Here is a 25,217-nt window from a genome sequence, read left to right on the forward strand (position 1 = left end):
ACCAAGTTGCCGCCCTGGCCCGGAACGCCCTACCCGCTCGGTGCCACCTACGACGGGGTCGGGACCAACTTCGCCCTGTTCTCGGAGGCCGCGACCCGCGTGGAGCTCTGCCTCGTCGACGAGGAGGGCAAGGAGGAGCGGATCACCCTCCCCGAGGTCGACGGTTTCGTCCACCACGGTTACCTGCTCGGCGTCGGCCCCGGCCAGCGCTACGGCTACCGCGTGCACGGCCCGTACGAGCCGGAAAAAGGTCTGCGCTGCAACCCGAACAAGCTGCTGATCGACCCGTACGCCAAGGCGATCTCGGGTGCGGTCGACTGGGACGAGTCGCTGTTCGGCTACCCCTTCGGCTCCCCGGAGGAGCGCAACGACGCCGACTCGGCGGGCCACGTGCCGCTCTCGACCGTGGTCAGCCCGTTCTTCGACTGGGCCGACGACCGCCCGCCGCGCACGCCCTACAACGAAACGGTCATCTACGAGGCCCACGTGCGCGGCCTGACGATGAACCACCCCGAGGTCCCGCCGCGGCTGCGGGGCACCTACGCCGGGCTGGCGCACCCCGCGGTCATCGAGCACCTGCAGAAGCTCGGCGTCACGGCGATCGAACTGATGCCGGTGCACCAGTTCATCACCGACCACGGCCTCGTCGAGAAGGGACTGGCGAACTACTGGGGCTACAACACGATCGGCTTCTTCGCGCCGAACGAGGCCTACGCCGCGCTGCCCGAGCAGGCCGGGCAGGTGCAGGAGTTCAAGGGCATGGTCCGCGCCCTGCACGAGGCGAACATCGAGGTCATCCTCGACGTGGTCTACAACCACACCGCCGAGGGCAACCACCTCGGCCCGACGCTGTCCATGCGCGGCATCGACAACCAGGCCTACTACCGGCTGGTCGACGACGAGCCGAAGTACTACATGGACTACACGGGCACCGGGAACTCGCTCAACGTCCGCAACCCGCACACCCTGCAGCTGATCATGGACTCGCTGCGGTACTGGGTCACCGAGATGCACGTGGACGGTTTCCGGTTCGACCTCGCGGCCACGCTGGCGCGCGAGTTCTACGACGTGGACCGGCTGTCGACGTTCTTCGACCTCGTCCAGCAGGACCCGACGGTGAGCCGGGTGAAGCTGATCGCCGAGCCGTGGGACGTCGGGCCCGGCGGCTACCAGGTCGGCAACTTCCCTCCACTGTGGACGGAGTGGAACGGCAAGTACCGCGACACGGTGCGGGACTTCTGGCGCGGCGAGCCCTCGACGCTGGGCGAGTTCGCCTCGCGCCTGACCGGCTCCTCCGACCTGTACCAGGACGACGGCCGCCGCCCGTTCGCGTCGATCAACTTCGTCACCGCGCACGACGGCTTCACGCTGCACGACCTGGTGTCGTACAACGAAAAGCACAACGAGGCCAACGGCGAGGGCGGCAAGGACGGCGCGGACGACAACCGCTCGTGGAACTGCGGTGTCGAGGGCGAAACCGACGACAAGGAGGTGAACGCGCTGCGCGAGCGGCAGCGCCGCAACTTCCTCGCCACGCTGCTGCTGTCCCAGGGCGTGCCGATGCTCCTGCACGGGGACGAGCTGGGCCGCACGCAGCAGGGCAACAACAACGCCTACTGCCAGGACAACGACCTCTCGTGGGTGGACTGGCGGCTGCTGGAGCACAACGCCGACCTGGTGCACTTCGTCGGGAAGCTGACGGAGTTCCGCCGCAACCACCCCGTGTTCCGCCGCCGGCGGTTCTTCCAGGGCAGGCCGATCCGCAAGGGCGACGAGGTCGCGGACATCGCCTGGTTCACCCCGTCCGGCCAGGAGATGAAGGAGCAGAACTGGGACGACGCCTTCGGCAAGTCGGTCGTCGTGTTCCTCAACGGCAAGGGCATCCCGGACCTGGACCAGCGCGGCATGCGGGTGGAGGACGACTCGTTCCTCATGGCGTTCAACGCGCACTACGAGGACATCGAGTGGACGTTGCCGGACGAGGAGTACGGCGGGGAGTGGGCGGTCATGATCGACACTGCGAAGGGCGAGATCGTCGAGGAACCGGGTGAGCCGGACGTCGCGGCGGGCGGGAAGCTCACGCTGCCCGCGCGGTCGCTGATGGTGCTCCAGCGCGTCGAGCAGAGCGAAGAATGACGCCGCCGAGTTCGACGTACCGGCTGCAGCTGCGGCCGGAGTTCACGTTCACCGACGCCGCGGCGCAGGTCGATTACCTGCGCCGCCTGGGCATCGGCGCGCTCTACGCCTCCCCCGTGCTGGACGCCACCCCGGGCTCCACGCACGGCTACGACGTGGTCGACCCGACGCGGGCCCGTCCGGAGCTGGGCGGCGAACAAGCCCGGAAAGCGCTTGCCGCGAAGCTGCGGGAAGCCGGTCTCGGTTTCGTGGTCGACATCGTGCCCAACCACATGTCCGTCGAGGTGGCCAAGGCGAACCCGTGGTGGTGGGACGTGCTGCGCAACGGCCGCGAGTCGGCGTACGCGGGCCACTTCGACATCGACTGGAGCCGCGGCCGCATGCTGCTGCCCGTGCTCGGCGACGACGATGCGGTAGCGGAGCTGAAGGTCGAGGACTCCCCCGACGGCCCCGAGCTCGTCTACTACGACCACCGCTTCCCCATCGCGCCGGGCACCGAGGGCGGCACGCCGCACGAGGTGCACAACCGGCAGCACTACGAGCTGGTGGGCTGGCGCCGCGGCAACGCGGAGCTGAACTACCGGCGGTTCTTCGACATCACCACGCTCGCCGCGGTGCGGGTCGAGGTGCCGGAGGTGTTCGCCGACACGCACGGCGAGGTGCTGCGCTGGGTCGCCGACGGGGACGTGACCGGGTTGCGCGTGGACCACCCGGACGGCCTGGCCGACCCGGGCGGCTACATGCGGAGGCTGCGTGAGGCCGCGCCGGGCGCGTGGCTCGTGGTGGAGAAGATCCTGCACCCCGGCGAGGACCTGCCGCAGAGCTGGCCGGTGGACGGCACGACGGGGTACGACGCGCTGCGGGAGATCGCCGGGATCTTCGTCGATCCCGCCGGGGCGCCGCGGTTCTCACTGCTCGCGGGCTCGCCCGACTACCGGGCGGTCGAGGAGGAGGCCCGGCGGCTGGTCACGGACACGATCCTGGTCGCCGAAATGCGGCGGATCGGCGCGTTGGTCGATGCACCCGACGCCCCGTCCGCCGTGGCGGAGCTGATGATCGCGTTCCCGGTGTACCGGTCGTACCTGCCCGAGGGCGGTGACCACTGGGCGCAGGCCGTGGCGCGGGTCAAGGCGAAGCGGCCCGACCTGGCGTCCACTGTGGACGTCATCGACCGGCAGGTGCGTGCCGACCCGGACGGTGAGCTGGCGACCCGGTTCCAGCAGACGTCGGGCATGGTCGTCGCGAAGGGCACCGAGGACACGACGTTCTACCGCTACACCCGCTTCGCCGCGCTGAACGAGGTCGGCGGCTCGCCGGAGGACTTCGGCACGAGCGTCGAGGAGTTCCACGCCTCCGCCACCGCCCGTGAAGCGGGCTGGCCGGCCGCGATGACGACGTTGACCACCCACGACACCAAGCGTTCCGAGGACGTCCGCGCGCGGCTGGCGGTGCTGTCGGAGCTGCCGGACGACTTCGCCGACGCGGTCGAGGAGTGGACGGGCAAGCACGGCATCGACGAGCCGTCGCTGAACCTGCTGGCGTGGCAGACGCTCGTCGGCGCCTGGCCGATCTCCGCCGACCGCCTGCGGGACTACCTCGACAAGGCCGCGAAGGAAGCCAAGATCCGCACGACGTGGACCGACCACGACGAGGCGTTCGAGGCGGCGGTCGCGGCGTGGCCCGAGCAGGTGCTCGGCGACACCACGCTGGGCGTCGCGGAGTTCGTCGAGCGGATCAAGGGGCCGGGCTGGTCCAACTCGCTGGGCCAGAAGCTGATCCAGCTGACCGCGCCGGGTGTGCCCGACGTGTACCAGGGCACCGAGCTGTGGGACTTCTCGCTGGTGGACCCGGACAACCGGCGTCCCGTGGACTACGCGCTGCGCCGGGAGGTCCTCGACCGGATCGAGGCGGGCGAGCTCCCCGAGGTCGACGAGACCGGCGCGGCGAAGCTGCTGGTCGTGCACCGGGCGCTCACGCTGCGGCGGGACCACCCGGAGCTGTTCCGCGGGTACAAGCGGCTGCACGCCGAAGGCCCCGCGGCCGAACACGCGGTCGCGTTCGAGCGCAACGGCCTGATCGTCGTCGCGACGCGGCTGCCGGTCGGGCTCGCGGCGACGGGCGGCTGGCGCGAAACCGTACTTCCCCTGCCGCCCGGCGAGTGGACCGACGTCCTGACGGGTACCGCCGCGGTCGGCGAACTGTCCGGTTTGCTGTCGCGGTACCCCGTGGCGTTGCTGGTTCGAGGAGACTGATGGCTTTCCGCGTGTGGGCACCGGGACAGGAACGCGTCCGGGTGCGGGTCGACGGTGCCGACCACGAGATGACCCTGCGCGACGGCGACTGGTGGTACTCCGACGTGACGGGCACGGACTACGCGTTCCTGCTCGGCGACGACGAGGACGCGCTGCCGGACCCGCGCTCGCGGTGGCAGCCGGAAGGCGTGCACGGGCCTTCGCGCGTGTACGACCATTCCGCGTTCGAGTGGACCGACCAGTCGTGGACCGGGCGGGCGCTGCCGGGCGGGGTGCTCTACGAGCTGCACATCGGCACGTTCACCGAGGGCGGCACGTTCGACTCGGCCATCGAGCGGCTGGACCACCTCGCCGACCTCGGCATCACGTTCGTCGAGGTCATGCCGGTCAACTCGTTCGACGGCACCGCGGGCTGGGGCTACGACGGGGTGCTGTGGGGTGCGGTGCACGAACCGTACGGCGGGCCCGACGGGTTCAAGCGGTTCGTCGACGCGTGCCACGCGCGCGGCCTGGCCGTGGTGCTCGACGTCGTCTACAACCACCTCGGCCCGTCGGGCGCGTACCTCGACCGGTTCGGCCCGTACTTCGCCGGGCAGAACGACTGGGGTCCTGGTCTGAACCTCGACGGCGAGGGCTCCGACGAGGTCCGCCGGTACGTGATCGACAACGCGCTGGGCTGGCTGCGGGACTTCCACGTGGACGCGCTGCGGCTCGACGCGGTGCACGCGCTGGCCGACCGGCGGGCGACCCACCTGCTGGAGGAGCTGGCCCGTGAGGTGGAAACGCTGTCCGCCGCGGTGTGCCGCCCGCTGACGTTGATCGCCGAGTCCGACCTCAACGACCCGAAGCTGGTGCTGCCGCGCGAGGCGCACGGGTACGGGCTGCACGCGCAGTGGTCGGACGACCTGCACCACGCGCTGCACGTGGCGCTCTCCGGCGAGACGAGCGGGTACTACGCCGATTTCGCCGCGCCCGGCGCACTGGCGCGGACGCTGAAGGAGGTCTTCTTCCACGCCGGGACGTGGTCGTCGTTCCGCGGCCGGACGCACGGGCGGCCGGTGGACACGCGGACGGTGCCGGGCCACCGGTTCCTCGCGTACCTGCAGAACCACGACCAGATCGGCAACCGCGCGACGGGCGACCGCCTGTCGGCGACCGTCTCCCCCGGCAGGCTCGCGTGCGGCGCCGCGATCGTGTTCTGCTCCCCGTACACGCCGATGATCTTCATGGGCGAGGAGTGGGCCGCGAGCACGCCGTGGCAGTTCTTCGCGTCCTTCCCCGACCCGGAACTGGCGGAGGCGGTCCGGACGGGGCGCCGCCGGGAGTTCTCGCGGCACGGCTGGGGCGAGGCGGAGGTCCCGGACCCGATCGACCCGGCGACGGTCGAGCGTTCGCGGCTGCGCTGGTCCGAGGCGGGCGAGCCCGGGCACGCGGAGGTGCTGGAGCTGTACCGCTCGCTGATCCGGCTGCGGCGCGAGTGGCCGTCGCTCGCGGATCCGTTCGTCGACCACCTGGAGGTGCGGGCGGAGGGCTCGTGGCTGCTGCTGTACCGCGGCACGCTGCGGCTGGCGTGCAACCTGGGCCCCGAGCCCGTGACCGTCCCGTTGGACGGCGAGGCCGCCCGTGTCCTGCTGTCCTGGGGCGAGGCGAAGGCCACCGGCGGCACGGCGACCCTGCCGCCGGAGACCTTCGCACTGGTGGAACTGCTCGACTGAGCCGGGGGTGCCTCAGGCGAGCCGCCGGAAGCGGCTGCCGTGGAACACCAGCGGCGGGACGGAGGGCCGGAACTCGACCGCCGTGACCGCCAGCAGGGCGAGCACGTGGTCGCCCGCGGGCACCTCCTGGTGCAGGGTGCAGTCGAACCGGGCGGTCGCGCCGCCGATCAGGACCGCCCCCGATTCCGCGGCGGTCCAGTCCACTCCCGCGAACCGGTCCCCCGGCCCGGACAACCGCCTGCCCAGCTCCCCGTGGTCCTCGGCCAGCACGCTCACCCCCAGTGCGGCGGCCCCGCTCAGGAGCGGCCACGTGGTGGACGTCCGCTGGATCGAGGCGGCGATCAGCGGCGGTTCGAGGGAGATCGAGGCGAAGGAACTCACCGCCATCCCCACCGGCCTGCCGTCCACCAGTCCGGCGATGGCGGTGACGCCGCTGGGAAAACACGCGAAGGCGGCACGCAGCACGCCGGCATCGATGTTCACAGCCGGAAGTAGTCGAGGACGTTCGGCAGCTCGCCCGACAGCTCGTACGCCCCGATCAGCGCGTTCTTCGCGTCGATCGAGTCGTGTGTGGCGAAGGTCCTGGCATTGCGCCAGAACCGGTCGAAGCGGTAGCGGTTGGCGGTGCTGCGGGCACCGGTGAGGTCGTGGATCCGCCCGGTCACCTCCAGGCTCACCCGGTTGCTCGCGACCTTCGACCGGAACCCGTGGATCGTGAGCTCCCGCGGATCGACCTCCGGTTCCTCCAGCCGCGCCGCCACGCTCAGCAGGTACGCGCGGGCGGCGGCCAGCTCGCTGGACATCTCGCCGAGCTGGCGGTGCATCAACGGGTCCTCCAGCGCGGTGGGGAACTTCGGCATGCTCCCGCGGTTCAGCGTGCGGAGGTAGCCGACGGCCGCGTCGAACGCACCCTCGCCGATGCCCTGCATCAGCGCCGCGTGGACCAGCATCCCCGCGCCGAACGCGTTCGGGTCGGTCAGCGTCGACGCGAAGTGCCACCCGTCGGGGACGAACACGTCCTCGTAGGTGATGGTCTGGCTGTGGGTGCCGCGCTGGCCCATGTTGTCCCAGTCGTGCGCCTGCCGCACCCCCGGCGCGTCCAGCCGGACCAGCGCTTCGTGCCTCGTCGCGGTCGTGAGGTCCGCGTCGGGCCCGAGCAGTGCGAACCCGACCACGAGGAGGTCCCGGCCGCCGCCACCGCTGTTGGTGTTGAACGTCTTGGTGCCGCTGACCACGATCCCGCCCGGCACGCGCCTGCCGGTCACCGGTCCCTTGGCGCCCGCCTCGGAGTTCGAGGAGACCAGGCGCCTGCCGTCGTTGACCAGCTCGCCGGCCAGCTGTTCCTTGGTTTCGTCCGGCAGCTCGGCGGTGAACAGGCGGCGGGGGTGGATCGCGTTGTTGGTCCAGCACATGCCGGTCGAGCCGTCGGCGGCGGAGATCTCCACCAGCGCCTCGATCGTGTCACGCCAGCCGCTCCACAGGCCACCGCTCCACAAACCGCCGTACTCGGCCGGCACGCTGAGCCGGTTCACGCCCGTCTCGCGGAGCAGCTCCATGTTCTCCGCGACGTCCATCCCCTCGGCGTCGATGCGGACGCCGTTCTCGCTCATTTCGGGACGCACGGCACGCACGCGCGCCAGCACCTCCGCGCGGCCCTTGGCCAGGTCTTCTCGTTCGAGAGTGGTCATGGGGAAAACGCTAATCGCGTGATCACGCGGATCCGGCCGATCCGGAAGAAGCGAGAAACGCGCGCGCGGGAGCTTCTCGCCTTCCGGTCAGCCGAACTCGACGCCCAGCAGTGAGACCGGCACCGGCGCGGGCAGCGGGGCGGTGCGGGCGGAGAACGACTGCAGGAGGTAGGCGACCAGGCGGCGCGCCGCGGCCGGGGAAGCGGCGCTGTCGCTGGCCTGGACCAGCAGGGCGAGATCGGCCGTCATGAAGTCGGCACGCAGGGCTCCGGCCTCCTGGGCCCGGCGCACCAGCTCGGTGACGTTGCCCAGGATCCGCTCCCGCGCCCCCGTGTCCGGGAAGTCCGGCGGAAAGCCCCGCTTGCCGTGGTGACCGGAAACGGCCTGGTCCACCACCACTCGCAGCGCCCGCCACGCGTCGGGATCGGCGAGCGCCTCCTCGGTCAGCCGGTCGCAGTGCGCCAGCTCCTGCTCGAAGGCCGCGGCGATGAGCGCTTCCCTGGTGGGGAAGTGCCGGTAGAGGGTGGCCACCCCGACCCCGGACCGCCGGGCGATCGCGCGCATCGTGACGTCGAGCCCCGTGGTGGCGAAGAGCTCCCGCGCGGCCTCCAGGATGCGGCTGCGGTTGCGGCTCGCGTCGGTGCGCACGGGCTGACCTCCGGTTCCGGACGGCGCGTTCCGGTCCCCAGTCAACCACGGCCGGCTCCACCGCCTCCGAAAATAACGCCTGAGCTGCGGATGTGCGGAATGTCGGTGTCGGCTGAGAAGATCGGGAGATGGCCATCCCACCGACCGAAGCCGACACCGGAGTCCTCGCCGGCCGCCCGTTCCCGCTGGGCGCCCACCCCGAAGGAGGGGGCGTCCGTTTCGCCGTGACCTCCAACGTCGCGGAAGCGGTGGAGGTGTGCCTGATCTCCGACGACGGTTCCGAACGCCGCGTGGAGCTGACCGAGCGCACCTTCGGCGTCTGGCACGGCCTCGTCCCCGGCGTCACCTCCGGCCAGAAGTACGGCTACCGCGTCCACGGCCCGTACGCCCCGCAGCGCGGTCTGCGCTGCAACCCGAACAAGCTGCTCGTCGATCCGTACGCCACCCACATCACCGGAGCGCTGACCGACCTGGACGCCGCGCTGGGCTACGTCGGCGACCCGATGCACGGCCGCCCCTCCAAAGTGGACTCGCTGGGCAGCGTCCCGCTGTCGGTCGTCGGCTCGCACGGCGGACCGGACACGGGCACCAAGCCCGACGTGCCGTTCGAGGAGTCGGTGATCTACGAGCTGCACGTCAAGGGCTTCACGCAGCAGCACCCGTTCGTCCCCGAGCACCTGCGCGGCACGTACCTCGGCATCGCGCACCCGGTGGTCATCGAGCACCTCGTGCGCCTGGGCGTCACGGCGGTGGAGCTGCTGCCGGTGCACTGGTTCACGGAGGAGCCGTACCTGGTCCGCACCGGCCGCCGCAACTACTGGGGCTACTCCCCGCTGGGCTACTTCGCCCCGCACGCGGGGTACGCGAGCGAGCCCGGCCGCGAGGTCGAGGAGTTCCGCACGATGGTCGCCGCGCTGCACGCGGTCAACATCGAGGTGATCCTCGACGTCGTCTTCAACCACACGTGCGAAGGCGGCTTCGAAGGGCCGACGCTGAGCTTCCGCGGCCTCGACGCACCGGCGTACTACCTGCACGGCCCGCGCGGCGGCGGGTTCGACCTCACCGGCTGCGGCAACACGCTCGAAGCGGGCTCCCCCACCGTGATCAGGCTGGTCACCGACTCGCTGCGCTACTGGGCCACCGAGATGGGCGTCGACGGGTTCCGCTTCGACCTCGCCAGCACGCTGGGCCGCCCCCACGGCGGCGCCTTCGACCGCGACTCGGCGATGCTCACCGCGATCACCACCGACCCGGTGCTGTCCCGGTGCAAGCTGATCGCCGAGCCGTGGGACGTCACCGGCGAGGGCTACCGCGTCGGCGACTTCGGCGCGCAGTGGGCCGAGTGGAACGGCCGCTACCGCGACACGATGCGCGACTTCTGGCGCGGCATGCTCCGCGTCGACGACCTCGCGTTCCGCCTGTCCGGCTCGTCCGACCTCTACGACCACAACCTGCGGCGGCCGTGGCAGTCGATCAACTTCATCACCGCGCACGACGGTTTCACCCTGCGGGACCTGGTGTCCTACAACGGCAAGCACAACGAGGCCAACGGCGAGGACAACCGCGACGGCAGCAACGACAACCGCTCGTGGAACTGCGGGGTCGAGGGCCCGACGGACGACCCGGAGGTCAACGCGCTGCGCGCCCGGCAGGCCCGCAACCTGCTCGCCACGCTCCTGCTGTCCACCGGCACCCCGATGATCGTCGCGGGTGACGACCTGTGGCGCACCCAGCACGGCAACAACAACGCCTACTGCCTCGACGACGAGACGTCGTGGGTGGACTGGGCGGGCGGCGAGGAGGCCGAGGCGATGCTCGCGTTCGCCCGCCGCGTCATCCACCTGCGCGCGGACAGCCCGGCGCTGCGCCAGCCGCAGTTCTTCGAAGGCCGCAAGACGCCCACCGGCAAGCCCGACCTGATCTGGCTGCGGCCCGACGGCACGGAGATGACCGAGAAGGACTGGTTCGACGACGACCGCCGCACGCTCGGGATGTGGATCGACGGGTCCAACAGCCAGTCCCGCACCCGCGCGGGCGAGCTGATCCCCGACCACTCGTGGCTGCTGTGGCTGCACTCCGGTGACGAGCCGGTGGAGATCACCCTGCCCGCCGAGGAGTACGGGCCCTCGTTCAAGCCGACGCTCGACACCAGCCGCGCCGACGGCGCTCCCGCGCGGGTGGAACCGCTCAAGCCGGGGGACACCCTCACCCTGCCCTCGCGATCGCTGCTCCTGTTGCGCGCACCCCGCTGATCGGTGACACCTGGGTTACCAGTCGCCGGGAACTCTGGACAGGAGTCGCGCGACGGCAGAAAGTGACACCCGATAGGTTTGCGCTCGTCCGCAGCCGGGTATCGCCTACCGAGGACCTGTTCCCGGTCCCACCGAGCTTTCCGCGCATGGCTGCGGCTTTGAGCGCACACGCACTTTTGAGGGAGAGGGGCGCCGATGACGGGCCGGCTCGGCATCGACGACGTGACCCCGATGGTGAGCTGTGGCCAGTACCCGGCCAAAGCCGTTGTCGGAGAACACGTTCCGGTTTCCGCGACCGTGTGGCGGGAGGGGCACGACGCGCTCGCCGCCACCGTCACGTGGCGCGGGCCGAACGACCGGGTCGCGCGCCGCACCCGGATGACCGAGCAGGGCACCGGGCTCGACCGCTACACGGCGGTGATCGTGCCGGACTGCGAGGGCTTGTGGACGTTCCGCGTGGACGCCTGGAGCGACCCGTGGACCACGTGGCGGCACAACGTGAAGGTGAAGATCGCGGCCGGGCAGGGCGCCGAGGAGCTGTCCAACGACCTGGAGACCGGCGCGCAGCTGCTCGACCGCGTGTCCCGCCGCCCCGACCGCCGCCGTGAGCGCGCCCTGCTCGCCAGCGCCTCCGCCGCGTTGCGTGACTCGGTGCGGCTGCTCGCCGAACGGGTCGGGCCGGCGTTGTCCAACGACGTCGAGCGCGTCATGCACGAGTACCCGGTGCGCGAGCTGGTCACCAAGGGCAAGCCGGTCAAGGTCTGGGTGGACCGCGAGCGCGCCGCGTACGGGTCCTGGTACGAGTTCTTCCCCCGCTCCACCGGCGGCTGGGACGCCGAGGGCAGGCCGGTGCACGGCACGTTCGCCACCGCCACGAAGGAGCTCGACCGCATCGCGCGGATGGGCTTCGACGTCGTCTACCTCCCGCCGATCCACCCCATCGGCCGCGTGAACCGCAAGGGCCGCAACAACTCCGTGGTCGCCGAGGAGCACGACGTCGGCTCGCCGTGGGCCATCGGCTCGGACGAGGGCGGGCACGACGCGGTCCACCCGGAGCTGGGCACGATCGAGGACTTCGACACGTTCGTCGCGCGGGCCGAGGAGCTGGGCATGGAGGTCGCGCTCGACCTTGCCCTGCAGTGCGCCCCGGACCACCCGTGGGTGCTCAAGCACCCCGAGTTCTTCACGATGCGCCCCGACGGCACGATCGCGTACGCGGAGAACCCGCCGAAGAAGTACCAGGACATCTACCCGCTCAACTTCGACAACGACCCGCAGGCCATCTACAACGAGGTGCTGCGCGTCGTGCTGCACTGGGTCGAGCACGGGGTGCGGATCTTCCGGGTCGACAACCCGCACACCAAGCCGCCGGACTTCTGGGCCTGGCTGATCGCCACCGTCAAGGACGCGCACCCGGACGTGCTGTTCCTGTCGGAGGCGTTCACCCGGCCCGCGCGCCTGTGGGGGCTCGCGAAGCTGGGCTTCACCCAGAGCTACACGTATTTCACGTGGCGGACCAGCAAGGACGAGCTGGTCGAGTTCGGCCAGGACCTCGTCGACCACTGGGACGTCGGCAGGCCGAACCTGTTCGTCAACACGCCGGACATCCTGCACGAGTCGCTGCAGCGCGGCGGTCCGGGCATGTTCGCGTTGCGGGCGGCGCTGGCGGCGACGATGTCGCCGTCGTGGGGCGTGTACTCCGGGTTCGAGCTGTACGAGTGCCAGCCCGTGCGGGAGGGCAGCGAGGAGTACCTGAACTCCGAGAAGTACGAGCTGCGCCCGCGGGACTACGGCAAGGCGCTCGCCGAAGGCCGTTCGCTCGAACCGTGGCTGACCAAGCTGAACGCGATCCGGCGCGCGCACCCGGCGTTGCAGCAGATGCGCACGCTGCGGTTCCACCACATCGACAACGGCGGGCTGATCGCGTACTCGAAGCAGGACCCGGCCACGGGTGACACCGTCGTGGTCGTGGCGACGCTCAACCCGTTCGGCGCGGAGGAGGGCACCCTGTGGCTCGACCTGCCCGCGCTGGGTTTCGACTGGTACGACCGCGTGATCGCGCACGACGAGGTCACCGGTGAGACCTGGGACTGGGGACAGGCGAACTACGTGCGGCTCGAACCTTGGCGAGCGGTGGCGCACGTGGTGAGCCTGCAACGACGACTGGCCGGCTGACACCACAACGCGAGCAAGTCGAGGTGGGCACCCCCGTGCCGGCGAGGCGCACGGGGGTGGATGGGACGTACCCGGTTTCCAGGTGGGACGAGGTGGAGTGATGGACGAAGAACCCCGGCCCGACGCGGCCCTCGGACTGGAGGGGGTGCCGCACACCGGTGAGGCACTGACCGAAGAGGGCATGCTGGTCGAGCCGCAGGCCGACGACTTCCAGTCGGCCAGGCAGGCGCCCGCGAACCCCATGTGGTACAAGGGCGCCGTCTTCTACGAGGTGCTGGTGCGCGCGTTCACCGACTCCAACGGGGACGGCACCGGCGACCTGCGCGGGCTGGCGAGCAGGCTCGACTACCTCGAATGGCTCGGGGTGGACTGCCTGTGGCTGCCGCCCTTCTACGCCTCGCCGCTGCGCGACGGCGGTTACGACATCTCCGACTTCCGCGCGGTGCTGCCCGAGTTCGGCACCGTCGAGGACTTCGTCTTCCTGCTCAACGAGGCGCACAAGCGCGGCATCCGCGTGATCACCGACCTCGTGCTCAACCACACCTCGGACCTGCACCCGTGGTTCCAGCAGTCCCGCACCGACCCCGACGGCCCGTACGGCGACTTCTACGTGTGGAGCGACGACGACTCCCGCTACGCCGACGCGCGCATCATCTTCGTCGACACCGAGACCTCGAACTGGACGTACGACCCGGTGCGCGGCCAGTTCTACTGGCACCGCTTCTTCAGCCACCAGCCCGACCTCAACTACGAGAACCCCGCCGTGCAGGAGGCGATGCTCGACGTCCTGCGGTTCTGGCTCAACCTCGGCATCGACGGGTTCCGCCTGGACGCCGTGCCCTACCTGTTCGAGCAGGAGGGCACCAACTGCGAGAACCTCCCCCGCACGCACGAGTTCCTCAAGCGCTGCCGCAAGGTCGTCGACGACGAGTACCCGGGCCGCGTGCTGCTCGCCGAGGCCAACCAGTGGCCCTCGGACGTCGTCGAGTACTTCGGTGACCCGGCCACCGGCGGCGACGAGTGCCACATGGCGTTCCACTTCCCGCTGATGCCGCGCATCTTCATGGCGGTGCGCCGCGAGTCGCGCTTCCCGATCTCGGAGATCCTGGCCCAGACGCCGAAGATCCCCGACAACTGCCAGTGGGGCATCTTCCTGCGCAACCACGACGAGCTGACGCTCGAGATGGTCAGCGACGAGGAACGCGACTACATGTACTCCGAGTACGCCAAGGACCCGCGGATGAAGGCCAACATCGGCATCCGCCGGCGGCTCGCCCCGCTGCTGGAGAACGACCGGAACCAGCTCGAGTTGTTCACGGCCCTGTTGCTTTCCCTCCCGGGCTCGCCCGTCCTGTACTACGGTGACGAGATCGGCATGGGCGACAACATCTGGCTGGGTGACCGCGACGCGGTCCGCACGCCCATGCAGTGGACCCCGGACCGGAACGCAGGCTTCTCCTCCTGCGACCCGGGCCGGATCTACCTGCCCGTCATCATGGACCCCATCTACGGCTACCAGGCCATCAACGTGGAGGCGCAGCGTGACAGCGCTTCCTCGCTGCTCAACTGGACCCGCCGGATGATCGAGGTGCGCAAGCAGCACCACGCGTTCGCCGAGGGTGAGTTCGTCGAACTCGGCGGGTCCAACCCGAGCGTGCTGGCCTACAAGCGGACGTGGGTGCGGCCGGACGGACGGCAGGACGTGGTGCTGTGCGTCAACAATCTGTCCCGGTTCCCGCAGCCGGTGGAGCTGAACCTGGCCGAGCACGAGGGCTGCACGCCGATGGAACTCACCGGTGGTGTGTTGTTCCCCGACATCGGGGAACTGCCTTACCTGCTGACGCTGCCAGGGCACGGCTTCTACTGGTTCCAGCTGCTGGACGAGGACGCGAAGGCGAGGCGAGGTGACTGACGGTGAGCGATCCGGCTGAACTGATCGACCCCCTGGTGAGCGAACTCCCGACGTGGCTGCCCGGGCAGCGGTGGTTCGGCGGCAAGGACCGGCCGATTTCGTCGGTGCACCCGCTGGGCACGACCGTGCTGCAGGAAGGCGATCCCCTGCTGCTGCACATGATCGTCGAGGTGCGGCAGGACGACCGGGTCACCCCGTACCAGCTGCTGGTGGCGAGCAGGGAGAAGCTGCCGGAGTACCTGGGGTCCAGCTGGATCGGCACCGAGCGCGGCCGGCCCTGCTACGAGGCGACGGGCGACGCGGACGTCACGGGGCGGCTGCTCGACCTCATCGCCGAGGGGGCGGACGTGGGGTCGATGCGGTTCCGCCACGAGCCGGGCGCCGAGGTGCGGGGTGGGTTGCGGGGCCGCCCCATCACCTCCGAGCAGAGCAACACGTCGCTGGTCTACGGCGGCACCTACATCCTCAAGCTGTTCCGCAAGGTCGCGCCGGGCGAGAACCCGGACCTGCGGCTGCACCGCGCGTTGCAGGAGCAGGGGTGCGAGCACATCGCGCCCCTGCTGGGCAGCATCACCGGTGACCTGCACGGAGAGCCCGCCACGCTGGGCATGCTGCAGCGGTTCATCTCCGACGCGGTGGACGGCTGGGCGATGGCGACCACGAGCGTCCGGGACCTGATGGCCGACCCGGAGCTGCCGCCGGACCAGGTGGGCGGCGATTTCGCGGGCGAGTCGCAGCGGCTGGGGCAGGCCGTCGCGAACGTCCACAACGACCTGCGCCGCGCGCTGGGCGAGCAGGTGGCCGACGCCGAGCACATCGACCGCGTGGTCAAGGCGATGCACAGCAGACTCGACACGGTGGTGGCCGCCGTGCCGCAGCTGGCCGAGCACGCCCCGGCGTTGCGTGCCGCGTTCGACAGGCTGCGTGAGCTCGACGCCCCGGTCCCCATGCAGTTCATCCACGGCGACCTGCACCTGGGCCAGGTGCTCCGCACCGTGACCGGCTGGCTGCTGCTCGACTTCGAGGGCGAGCCCGCGGCGACGCTCGCGGAGCGGTCGGCGCTGCGCTCGCCGTTGCGGGACGTGGCGGGCATGCTGCGGTCTTTCGACTACGCGGCGCACCAGATGCTGCTGGGTGAGCAGGGCGAGGACCCGAAGCTCACCGAACGGGCCCTGGAGTGGGCGCGGCGCAACCGCGCGGCGTTCTGCGAGGGCTACGCGAAAGCCGCCGCGGATTCCCTCGGCGACCCCCGCTCGCACGGCGATCTGCTGCGCGCGCTGGAACTGGACAAGGCGGTCTACGAGGTCGCCTACGAACACGCGAACCGGCCGGAATGGCTCGGCGTGCCGCTCGCGTCGATCGCCCGGATCAGCTCAGGAGGCGAGTAACCCGTGACCGAACTGCCCGCCGGCGCCCCGGCCCCCGCGGACATCGACCGGCTGCTGGACGGATCGCACCACGATCCGCATTCGGTCCTCGGCGTGCACACGGTCGGGGACGAGGTGGTGGTGCGCGCGTTGCAGCCGCACGCGCGTGCCGTGACCGTGGTGGCGGCCGACCACAAGTTCGAGCTGACGCGGGTGGTGGACGGCCTGTTCTCCGGCACGGTGCCGGAGAACCCCGGCGACTACCGCCTGGAGGTCGATTTCGACGGGCACGTCGTGGAGATCGACGATCCGTACCGGTGGCTGCCCACCGTCGGCGAGCTGGATCGCCACCTGATCGGCGAGGGCAGGCACGAGCGGTTGTGGGACGTGCTGGGCGCACACGTGCGCCGGCACGACACGCCGCACGGGACCGTCGAGGGCGTGTCGTTCGCGGTGTGGGCGCCGACCGCGCGCGGGGTGCGCGTGATCGGTGATTTCAACGGCTGGGACGGGCGGGCGCACATGATGCGTTCGCTGGGGTCGTCCGGTGTGTGGGAGATCTTCGTCCCGGGGCTCGGGGCGGGGATCTGTTACAAGTACCGGATCCTGGGCGCGGACGGGCACTGGCACGAGAAGGCGGATCCGCTGGCGTTCGCGACGGAGCGCCCGCCGAAGACGGCGTCGGTCGTGGCCGAGTCGTCGTACGAGTGGGGTGACGACGAGTGGCTGGCCCAGCGGGCGGCGACGAACTGGGCGAACGCGCCGATGAGCATCTACGAGGTGCACCTGGGTTCGTGGCGGCAGGGGCTGGGGTACCGCGAGCTGGCGGACGAGCTGGCGGACTACGTCGAGGAGACGGGTTTCACGCACGTCGAGTTGCTGCCGATCGCGGAGCACCCGTTCGGTGGTTCGTGGGGTTATCAGGTCACGTCGTACTACGCGCCGACGGCCCGGTTCGGTTCGCCGGACGATTTCCGGTATTTCGTGGACAGGTTGCACCAGCGCGGGATCGGTGTGCTGGTGGACTGGGTGCCGGCGCACTTCCCGAAGGACAGCTGGGCGCTGGCGAGGTTCGACGGGACGCCGTTGTACGAGCACGCGGATCCCCGGCGGGGTGAGCAGCCGGACTGGGGCACGTACGTGTTCGACTTCGGGCGCAACGAGGTCCGGAACTTCCTGGTGGCCAACGCGCTGTACTGGCTGGAGGAGTTCCACCTCGACGGGCTGCGCGTGGACGCGGTGGCGTCGATGTTGTACCTGGACTACTCGCGGCCGGAGGGCCAGTGGGTGCCGAACGAGTACGGGGGCCGGGAAAACCTCGACGCGGTGCGGTTCCTGCAGGAGCTGAACGCGACTGTCTACAAGCGACACCCGGGTGTGGTGATGGTGGCGGAGGAGTCGACGGCCTGGCCGGGCGTGTCGAGGCCGACCCACCTGGGTGGGCTCGGGTTCGGGTTCAAGTGGAACATGGGCTGGATGCACGACACGCTGCACTATTTGCAGCACGATCCGGTGCATCGCATGTATCACCACAACGAGATGACGTTCTCGCTGGTGTACGCGTGGAGCGAGAATTTCGTGCTGCCGTTGTCGCATGACGAGGTGGTGCACGGCAAGGGTTCGCTGTGGGGCCGCATGCCGGGTGATGACTGGAACAAGGCGGCGGGTGTGCGTTCGTTGCTGGCGTTCATGTGGGCGCATCCGGGGAAGCAGTTGTTGTTCATGGGCGGGGAGTTCGGGCAGGAGCAGGAGTGGTCGGAGGAGCGTTCGCTGGACTGGTACCTGCTGGACCAGCCCCTGCACGCCGGCGTCCGGCGGCTCCTGGCGGACCTGAACGGGGTTTACCGTCAGACTCCGGCCCTGTACAGCGCGGACACGAAGCCAGAAGGCTTCCAGTGGATCGACGCCAACGACGCGAACAACAATGTCGTGAGCTTCCTCCGCATCGGTGAGGATGGTTCACAGCTGGCCTGCGTGGCCAACTTCGCGGGCATGCCCCACCACGACTACCGCGTGGGCCTGCCCAAAGCGGGTCGCTGGCGCGAGCTGGTGAACACAGACGCCGAGACGTATGGCGGTTCCGGCGTGGGCAACTACGGCACAGTCGAAGCGGCGGAGGAGCCGTGGCACGGCATGCCCGCGTCCGCGGTGCTGCAGCTCCCCCCGGCGGGGGTTCTCTGGCTCACCCCGGAGTGACCCCGGGGAGGGGTTCTCGGGTCACGCCGGAGTGACCCCGGGGAGGGGATTTCTCTGGCTCACGCCGGAGTGATCCGGGGAGGGGGTTTCTCTGGCTCACCCCGGAGTGACCCCGGGGAGCGGTTTCCTGGCCACGCCGGAGTGACCCCGGGGAGCGGTTTCTCTAGCTCACCCCGGAGTGACCCCGGGGAGCGGTTTCCTGGCCACGCCCGGAGTTGCCGCCGCGGGGGTCGGTCGCGGGCAGGGGTTTCCGGGTCGCTCCGGAGTAGCTGCCGCCTCGCGGGGGTCGCGGACAGGCCTCCTACGGCCGCCCGGCGGTGGTCGCGGCTCGAGGTCCACTGCGGACCGCACACCGATCACCGCCAGGGAGCCCTGGCGGCCCTGCGATGGTCGCAGCCAGTCCTCCTGCGGCCGCCCCGCGGTGGTCGGCAGCAGCCGGGCTGCGGCCGCTCACTTGGCCACCCCACCCAACTGTCGTGCCCGCCCCCCGCGGGAACTTGCCGGAAAGCCGCCATGCCGCAACCCGCTCATCCCGGCACGTAGCCGCGCGACCGATACCGCCACGAGATCACATTCCGCCGCAGGGCAATCCCGGGCCACGGCCACTCCACCGCCACGGCCACTCCACCGCCACCGCCGATGCCGCAACTACCTCAGGACGCGTCGCACGAAACCGTGGGTCGCCCCGGCGCACTTCCGGACATCGCCGCGACGAACCCGAAGGAGGTGGTGCCGTTCGGCGAAACGACCGCGTTGTAGCTCGCGTTCGTCACCGTCACCGCGCCCCCCTCACGGACCAGCGTCCCGTTCCACAGGTTGTTGATGCTCTCGCCCGAAGGCAATTGCCAGCGCACGGCCCAGCCGGTCAACCCGCGACCACCGTCAGCGCGAACGGTCACCTCGACCTGGTACCCGTTCGGCCAGGAGTTCGTGACCCGGTAATCCGCGACGCAACCGGAATCGGGCGTGGGCGAAGTACTGGCTGGCGCCGGTGGTGGCACAGCGGAAACAGGTTGTCCCGATGCCGCAGTCGTATCATCTCCCCCTCTGAGCAAGCTGCCGACAACCCCGCCTATCCCGAGCAGCGCCACGGCACCTACTCCTGCGAAGACCAGTCGCCGCGACGGTTTTCGCCGCGCGGGCAACAGCAAGGTCGGATCTCGCGGCGGCGGAGCAGGCCTGCCCTCCGCGACCGCGTTCAGCGCCTCTTCCACCTCCTCCATCCTCGGCCGCTCGAGCGGCTCAGACCGCAGCATCCGGCTCAGCACATCCGTCAGCGGCCCCGCCTGCCGTGGTGGCACCACCTCACCCCGTGCCGCTCGCTGCAACAACGCGTACGGGTTCTCGTCGCGCCCGAACGGTGGTGCCCCTTCGACCGCGAAGTACAGGGTCGCGCCGAGCGAGAAGACGTCCGACGCGAACACCGCCTCACCACCGCCCGCGACCTCCGGCGCGAGAAACGCGGGAGTCCCGGCTATGACCCCACCACCCGTGACCGTGCCTTCGCCGACAGCGCGTGAAATCCCGAAGTCGGCCAGCTTCGCCGTGCCGTCCGGAGTGATGAGCACGTTCCCCGGCGTGACGTCCCGGTGCACGATCCCCTCGACGTGGGCCGCGGCGAGAGCCGACGCCACTTGCCGCCCGATGCTCGCGACGTATGCGGGCTCCAAAGGCCCTCGCTCGGCGCTGAGCGCAGCCAAGCTTCGCGACGGCAAGTACTCCAGCACCAGGCACGGTTTTCCGTCGTGTTCGACCACGTCGTGCACGGTGATGGCATGCGGGTGCCGCAACCTCGCCGCGACCCGGCCTTCCCGAATCGCCCGGCGTACCGCCTGCTCCGCAGTCTCCGCATCGACAGTCTCGTCAAGCACCAGCTGCTTCACAGCGACGGTCCGGTCGAGGCGCTCGTCCCGCGCCTGCCACACCACACCCATCGAGCCACGGCCGATCCGGGACACCAGCCGGTACCGTCCTGCGATCAACTCGCCTTCGGCGGTCACGTCTCCTCCGGTCCCACGGTTCCGAACGGTCATTCTAGGTATCCACCGTTCAGAGAACGTGAACCGTCATCGGGCTTCCACGCTCACCTCGTCTTCCTTCTCCTCCTCGGCCCCACTACTGGCCGCTCGTTGTGCCACTAGTGCCCATCCCGCTGTCCTCGGAGGCACCGGCGCGGCGGGGATCGTGGCCGAACCGCACACGCACAACGGACACGGCCGAAGGCGTATGCCTGTTCGCTGTCGCCGGCTCGCAGTCGGCCGCCGTCGCCGGCCGGCAACGCAGGAAGCCCGGCGACGAGTACCGGCATCTCCACGCGCGCCCTCCACAGGGTCCAGCCCGACGGCCCGAGCCGGGACCGTGCCTGCCGCCCGCCAGCATTTCCACGCGCTTCCCGTTCAAGGACCGCCCTCAGCTTGCAGGAATCGCTGCAGCGTCCCGACTCCACGACCTCCAGCGCCGTTTCGCCTAGGCGTTCGATCAAGGCTGGAGCACGTCGAAGAAGCAGCCGGAAAACGTTGCCGGCAAGCAACTTCCGGCACGACGCCAGCAAACCGTCCACTATGGACTCGATCATGATTATCCCCCTCGTTTCGCGATTGACACCACTATGGATGCGACCACCGACAAAAACGGGGGTTTCCGGAAACGTTCACCAGATAGGTTGAAAGAGGTTGCGCTCAGAACATCAGCGAGTGGTACAGCTTGATATGCGACCGCGCCGCCGCACTCCACGTGTAGCGGGCGGCCAGGGCTTCACCCGCCGCCTTCCGCGCTGGGTCCGGTTCTGCGAGTGCCCGCGCCAGCTCACGCGCCAAACCCGCCGCATCGGACCCGAAGCCCGCCACACCACCAAAAACCTCACGCATCACCGGAAGATCGCTCGTCACCAGGGGGACTCCGGCCGCGACGGCTTCCATCGCCGCCAGGCCGAAACCCTCCTTGATCGACGGGAAGGCGAACACTCCCGCAGCTGCCACCAGGAAAGGAAGCTCGTCATGAGCCACAGGTCCCAGTACGACCGGCGACACGCCCAGCTCCGCCGCGCGCTGCTCCCACCGCGTGCGGTAGTCGCGGTAGTCGAACAGCGTCTCGCCGCCCGCGATCACCAACCGCACGTCCGGCTCGGCAAGGCGGGCAAAGGCTTCCAGCAGCTCGAGCGAGCCCTTTCGGGGCTCGATACCGCCCACCGAGAGCACATACCGGCCCAGGCGCTCCCGCCACCGCTGCCGAGCGGGGGCCGACTCGGGAGAGGCGGCGGCAGCGAATCGTCCTGCTTCCACACCGTTGGGGATCACCGTGGCCTTGATACCCCAGCCGGTGGCCAGTTCATCGGCCACGGCCGCCGACACGCACACGTGAGCGTAGGGACGAACGATCGCCCGTTCATGGCAGGCGGCCAGCTCCGGTGTCGTGAAGTGGTCGATGTGGTGCACCGTGCGAACACACCGGTCCACCGCGTTCGCGCTGATGCAGTCCTGGGCGTGCACGATGTCATAGCCCGCGGGGTCGAAGGCGTCGCGAAGCGCGTCGATCGAGCGAAGGATGCGAGGGCCCACTCCCTCACCGTCCACGTCCGGAAACGGCACGACGCGCACTGTCACCGCTGGGTCGACAGGTCGGAAGAAGCCGCTGTCCCCACCGCGGCCCAGCGTCCAGACCGTGACGTCCTGCCCCTCCGCCGCGAGTGCCTCGGCGAGCGCGAGCGTGTGCACCACTCCCCCGCGCGGTTTCGTCGAGTAGCTCAGCAGGGCAATCCTCATGCCGTTCCCTCGTTCCGGAAACGCCGGCGGTCAACTCCGCCGGGCTCCCACGTAAACCTCTGGCTTGCGCTCGTCCAGGTGCTTGAGAACGCGGCGGGCCGTGGCGATCTCGGCCTGGACGTCGAGTTCGGCCACCGCGATCCCCGCCTTCGCCCAGGTCCGCGCGAGGATGTCACCGCCGGGCCCGACCACCTTCGCCTGGCCGAGGAACCGCATCCCGCCCATGGCGCCGGTCTGGTTCGAAGAGGCCAGCACCACCTGGTTCTCGGCAGCCCTCGCCTGGTCGTACAGGTCGAACAGCCGGGACTGCCGGTCCTGCGCCATGCGCGGCGCGCGGTTGGTGATGCTGGTCGGCCAGGCCGACAGGCAGGCGAGTACTTCGGCACCGTCGATGGCCAACGTGCGGGCCGACTCCGGGAACGTCTTGTCGTAGTCGATGAGCATCCCCAGACGGCCGATCGGGGTGTCGAACGCGGCGAAGCTCTCGCCCGGCGCGTACGCGGCCGATTCGCCCGCCGGCTGGTGCACCTTCCGGTGCCGGCCCAGTACTCCGTCGCCGGTGACGCAGACCGCGGAGTTGTACCTCAACTCGCCCTCCGCCTCGCAGAACCCGAGGCACACCACCATTTCAGCGGCCAGCGCGGCAACTTTCGCGATCTCCGGTCCCTCGATTTCGAGCGCCGGCGGCAGAGCCTCCGGGTCGGGATGCCGCAGATCGGCGAGGTACCCACCCAGCGCCGCGTCCGGCAGGACCAGCAACGAGACGCCGGAACCGCGGGCGTGCTCGATCAGCGTCGCGATGCGCTGCAGGTCGAAGTCCAGGTCGCGGCCGAAATGCGCGGCCACCGCACCGATCCGGATGAGGCCCATGAGCCCTAGTATCTCGTCCCGGCGAATTCTTCCTCGACGCCCAGCCCGGGATAGGCCTCTGGCCTGCGGTCCCGTAGGTGGCCCATCGAACGCCGGGCGGTCTCCAGTGCCTCCTTGACGTCCAGTTCGGTCACGGCCATGCCCTCGGCGACGCCCGTGTCGGACAGAATTTCGCCACCAGGGTCGACCACCTTCGCACTGGCCACGAACCTGAGCGAGCCGAAGGTGCCGGACTGGTTCGCCGAAAGCCACACGATCTGGTTTTCGAGCGCCCTGGCCCGGTCGAACAGGTCGAACCGGCGTTTCCACCGGTCCTGCGCGAGATCCGCGGCAGGATTCGTACGGCTGCCCGGCCAAGCCGAGATGCACACCCCGATCTCGGCGCCGTCGAGCGCGAGGGCGCGCGCGGACTCGGGAAACGCCTTGTCGTAACAGATCATGGTGCCGAGGCGGCCGACCGGTGTGTCGAAGGCGGCGAACGACTGGCCCGCGCCATAGCTGGCGTCCTCCGACAGTGGCTGGTGCACCTTGCGGTGGTTGCCGAGCACACCGTCTCCGTGCACGCACACGGCGCTGTTGTAGAGGCGGTCACCCGAGTCCTCGCAGTATCCGGCCACCACCACCATGTCACCGGCCAGCTTGCGGAGGCGTTCGATCTCGGGGCCGTCGACACGCAGGGGTGGTGGTCCCTCGGCACCGCCGTCGAGGTTCGCCAGGTAGCCACCCAGGCAAGCCTCGGGCAGGGCGAGCAGGCCGACGCCCTCGGCGCGAGCCTTCCCGACGAGATGGCGGATCCGTGCGAAGTCCTCGTCCAAGTCCCGATCGAAAGGAGCCGCCACAGCGGCCATGCGCAAGGTCGTCATGCCCTTCCCAATCCAGTCACGCCCCCGGTGAGCACTTCCGTACGTTCCCCGTCCGGCCAGCACAGCGCCACGCCCCGGCCAGGGAGTAACCGTCCACACGGGACGGACACGGCGGGGCCGGCGTCGAGCGCGCCGACGCCCGGTTCGTCCGCCGTCAGCATCGCGAACCCCGGAAAGCAGGTGAGCCAATCGCCCATACTCGTCCCGTTCGGCCTCGGTATCCGTGCCAGGTCGAGCTCGGCACCGCAGCCGCTGGCTTCGGCGAGCATGCCGAGCGTCCCGGCAACGCCCGCCATCGACACGTCCTTCGCCGACGCTGGACGGGCCCGGCTAACCGCGCCGAGCATCGCGCGCAGCTCCGCCGTGCGGCGGAAGCTGGTCGAGTCCCACTGTCGTCCGGCGTATCCCGGGCGCCACCGGCCGTCCAGGTCGGCGGTGAGACGGACCTCGTGCCCGGGCCGGCCGCCTCCCCCGGGCACCGGATGAGCCGTGCGGCCCAGGGCGGTGACGGACAGGGCCGCGGGGACCCCGAACTGGGTGTGGCCTCCGAGCACGGGAACTCCGTAGGCGTCGCTGGCCCGGCGCAGCCCGGTGAGCACCCGGCTTGCGAAGGACCTGTCACGGGCACCGAGCGCGTCGAGCAAGCCGACGGGTTCCGCGCCCATGGCCGCGAGGTCGTTGACGTTGACCAGCACCGAGCACCATCCGGCCCACTCCGGATCGCGTTCGACCATCGACGGGACGATCGCATCGCACGCGGCGACGAGGTCGCTGCCGGGCACGGGGACCCCGTCATCACCGACGAAGCCGGGGACGCCGGTGAGTCCGGTGAGCAGCGGGCCGAGGTCACGCTTGGTGGCGTCGGCCAGGGCCTGGATGCGGCCGACGGGCCACCGCATGAGGACGTGCGGTGCGCCGGCGACCGTGACGCGTCGAACGGCACGCCAGCCGAGCCGGGTGAACAGCGGTTCGTTGCGAAGCTGCACGGTCGCTTCGAAGCGCAACACCCCGGCGTCCTCGGCACGGGCACAGGCGGCACGGACGAGGGCAGGGCCGACGCTGCCGCGGCTGGCCGGTGCGACGACCAGGCGGCCGCCGTACCACCAGCCGAGATCCGGGCCGTCAAGCTGCGCGGGGCCGAGCCGGACGCCGCCGATGACGGCGCCCTCCCGGTCACGGGCGACGAGGACGACCGTGCGTGGGTCCTCGTCGTGCTCGTCGAGGTCGTGGTCCTCGAACAGGCCCTGTTCCTCGACGAACACCTGACGGCGCAGGGCGTGGTACGCCGCAATGGTCACCGCGTCGGCCGCCTGCTCGATGTGGAAGGCGGGCTGGCGTTCGAGGCTGACGGGATCGCCGAGGATGGCCAGAACGTCGCGCAT

General features: G+C 70.1%; 16 protein-coding genes. 8 read left to right on the forward strand and 8 right to left on the reverse strand.

Annotated elements, in window-relative coordinates; genetic code table 11:
* The first annotated feature begins 6 nt into the window (after positions 1-6).
* The 3 genes from glgX (ABFX51_RS37915) to treZ are packed head-to-tail and all read left to right on the forward strand — an operon-like array spanning position 7 to position 6,103.
* Positions 7-2,136, forward strand: coding sequence for a glycogen debranching protein GlgX (glgX, locus tag ABFX51_RS37915; RefSeq protein ID WP_346056698.1), 2,130 nt, complete (start codon positions 7-9; stop codon positions 2,134-2,136).
* Complete coding sequence (treY, locus tag ABFX51_RS37920; RefSeq protein ID WP_346056699.1) at positions 2,133-4,388, forward strand: malto-oligosyltrehalose synthase; 2,256 nt, start codon at positions 2,133-2,135, stop codon at positions 4,386-4,388. Before glgX (ABFX51_RS37915) ends, treY begins: the two co-directional genes overlap by 4 nt.
* Positions 4,388-6,103, forward strand: a complete 1,716-nt coding sequence (gene treZ, locus ABFX51_RS37925; RefSeq protein WP_346056700.1) for a malto-oligosyltrehalose trehalohydrolase — start codon at positions 4,388-4,390, stop codon at positions 6,101-6,103. Before treY ends, treZ begins: the two co-directional genes overlap by 1 nt.
* Before the next feature lie 12 nt (positions 6,104-6,115).
* Here the strand turns inward: treZ and ABFX51_RS37930 are convergent, their stop codons facing one another.
* The 3 genes from ABFX51_RS37930 to ABFX51_RS37940 form a co-directional block, all read right to left on the reverse strand.
* Complete coding sequence (locus ABFX51_RS37930; RefSeq protein WP_346056701.1) at positions 6,116-6,586, reverse strand: flavin reductase family protein; 471 nt, start codon at positions 6,584-6,586, stop codon at positions 6,116-6,118.
* A complete protein-coding gene (locus ABFX51_RS37935; protein WP_346056702.1) occupies positions 6,583-7,791 on the reverse strand; it encodes an acyl-CoA dehydrogenase family protein in 1,209 nt (402 codons plus the stop codon). The genes ABFX51_RS37930 and ABFX51_RS37935 overlap by 4 nt, the downstream gene beginning before the upstream one ends.
* A gap of 87 nt (positions 7,792-7,878) precedes the next feature.
* Positions 7,879-8,439, reverse strand: a complete 561-nt coding sequence (locus tag ABFX51_RS37940; RefSeq protein WP_346056703.1) for a TetR/AcrR family transcriptional regulator — start codon at positions 8,437-8,439, stop codon at positions 7,879-7,881.
* A 128-nt stretch (positions 8,440-8,567) separates the two neighbouring features.
* Here ABFX51_RS37940 and glgX (ABFX51_RS37945) point away from each other — a divergent pair, with 128 nt between their 5' ends.
* The 5 genes from glgX (ABFX51_RS37945) (at position 8,568) to glgB (ending at position 18,341) form a co-directional block, all read left to right on the forward strand.
* Complete coding sequence (gene glgX, locus ABFX51_RS37945) at positions 8,568-10,691, forward strand: glycogen debranching protein GlgX (RefSeq protein ID WP_091508502.1); 2,124 nt, start codon at positions 8,568-8,570, stop codon at positions 10,689-10,691.
* Positions 10,692-10,886: 195 nt separating this feature from the next.
* Entirely contained in the window at positions 10,887-12,866 is a 1,980-nt protein-coding gene (locus ABFX51_RS37950; protein WP_346056704.1) for an alpha-1,4-glucan--maltose-1-phosphate maltosyltransferase, read from the forward strand.
* Between the two features lie 100 nt (positions 12,867-12,966).
* On the forward strand, positions 12,967-14,778 hold the full coding sequence (treS, locus tag ABFX51_RS37955; protein WP_346056705.1) for a maltose alpha-D-glucosyltransferase: 1,812 nt from the start codon (positions 12,967-12,969) through the stop codon (positions 14,776-14,778).
* A gap of 2 nt (positions 14,779-14,780) precedes the next feature.
* Complete coding sequence (locus tag ABFX51_RS37960; RefSeq protein WP_346056706.1) at positions 14,781-16,166, forward strand: maltokinase N-terminal cap-like domain-containing protein; 1,386 nt, start codon at positions 14,781-14,783, stop codon at positions 16,164-16,166.
* 3 nt (positions 16,167-16,169) lie between these two features.
* On the forward strand, positions 16,170-18,341 hold the full coding sequence (gene glgB / locus ABFX51_RS37965; RefSeq protein WP_346056707.1) for a 1,4-alpha-glucan branching protein GlgB: 2,172 nt from the start codon (positions 16,170-16,172) through the stop codon (positions 18,339-18,341).
* Between the two features lie 653 nt (positions 18,342-18,994).
* Here glgB and ABFX51_RS37970 read toward each other — a convergent pair.
* The 5 genes from ABFX51_RS37970 to ABFX51_RS37990 form a co-directional block, all read right to left on the reverse strand.
* Positions 18,995-20,341, reverse strand: coding sequence for a protein kinase domain-containing protein (locus ABFX51_RS37970; protein WP_346056708.1), 1,347 nt, complete (start codon positions 20,339-20,341; stop codon positions 18,995-18,997).
* A 678-nt stretch (positions 20,342-21,019) separates the two neighbouring features.
* The gene (locus ABFX51_RS37975; RefSeq protein WP_346056709.1) at positions 21,020-22,102 is read right to left on the reverse strand and encodes an MSMEG_0565 family glycosyltransferase; all 1,083 of its coding nucleotides are present in this window, start codon (positions 22,100-22,102) and stop codon (positions 21,020-21,022) included.
* A gap of 30 nt (positions 22,103-22,132) precedes the next feature.
* Positions 22,133-22,972, reverse strand: a complete 840-nt coding sequence (locus ABFX51_RS37980) for a carbon-nitrogen hydrolase family protein (RefSeq protein WP_346056710.1) — start codon at positions 22,970-22,972, stop codon at positions 22,133-22,135.
* Between the two features lie 5 nt (positions 22,973-22,977).
* On the reverse strand, positions 22,978-23,835 hold the full coding sequence (locus tag ABFX51_RS37985) for a carbon-nitrogen hydrolase family protein (protein WP_346056711.1): 858 nt from the start codon (positions 23,833-23,835) through the stop codon (positions 22,978-22,980).
* On the reverse strand, positions 23,832-25,217 hold the full coding sequence (locus ABFX51_RS37990) for an MSMEG_0567/sll0787 family protein (protein WP_346056712.1): 1,386 nt from the start codon (positions 25,215-25,217) through the stop codon (positions 23,832-23,834). Before ABFX51_RS37990 ends, ABFX51_RS37985 begins: the two co-directional genes overlap by 4 nt.

Origin of the sequence: Amycolatopsis dongchuanensis (genome assembly GCF_039542405.1) — a bacterium.
GTDB classification, from domain to species: Bacteria; Actinomycetota; Actinomycetes; order Mycobacteriales; family Pseudonocardiaceae; genus Amycolatopsis_E; species Amycolatopsis_E sacchari.

What these genes read in the sequence shown, in the direction of transcription:
- treY (WP_346056699.1), top strand. Translation starts at nt 2,133, where the DNA reads ATGACGCCGCCGAGTTCGACGTACCGGCTGCAGCTGCGGCCGGAGTTC.
- treZ (WP_346056700.1), top strand. Translation starts at nt 4,388, where the DNA reads ATGGCTTTCCGCGTGTGGGCACCGGGACAGGAACGCGTCCGGGTGCGG.
- ABFX51_RS37935 (WP_346056702.1), bottom strand. Translation starts at nt 7,791, where the DNA reads ATGACCACTCTCGAACGAGAAGACCTGGCCAAGGGCCGCGCGGAGGTG.
- glgX (WP_091508502.1), top strand. Translation starts at nt 8,568, where the DNA reads ATGGCCATCCCACCGACCGAAGCCGACACCGGAGTCCTCGCCGGCCGC.
- ABFX51_RS37950 (WP_346056704.1), top strand. Translation starts at nt 10,887, where the DNA reads ATGACGGGCCGGCTCGGCATCGACGACGTGACCCCGATGGTGAGCTGT.
- treS (WP_346056705.1), top strand. Translation starts at nt 12,967, where the DNA reads ATGGACGAAGAACCCCGGCCCGACGCGGCCCTCGGACTGGAGGGGGTG.
- ABFX51_RS37975 (WP_346056709.1), bottom strand. Translation starts at nt 22,102, where the DNA reads ATGAGGATTGCCCTGCTGAGCTACTCGACGAAACCGCGCGGGGGAGTG.
- ABFX51_RS37980 (WP_346056710.1), bottom strand. Translation starts at nt 22,972, where the DNA reads ATGGGCCTCATCCGGATCGGTGCGGTGGCCGCGCATTTCGGCCGCGAC.
- ABFX51_RS37985 (WP_346056711.1), bottom strand. Translation starts at nt 23,835, where the DNA reads ATGACGACCTTGCGCATGGCCGCTGTGGCGGCTCCTTTCGATCGGGAC.
- ABFX51_RS37990 (WP_346056712.1), bottom strand. Translation starts at nt 25,217, where the DNA reads ATGCGCGACGTTCTGGCCATCCTCGGCGATCCCGTCAGCCTCGAACGC.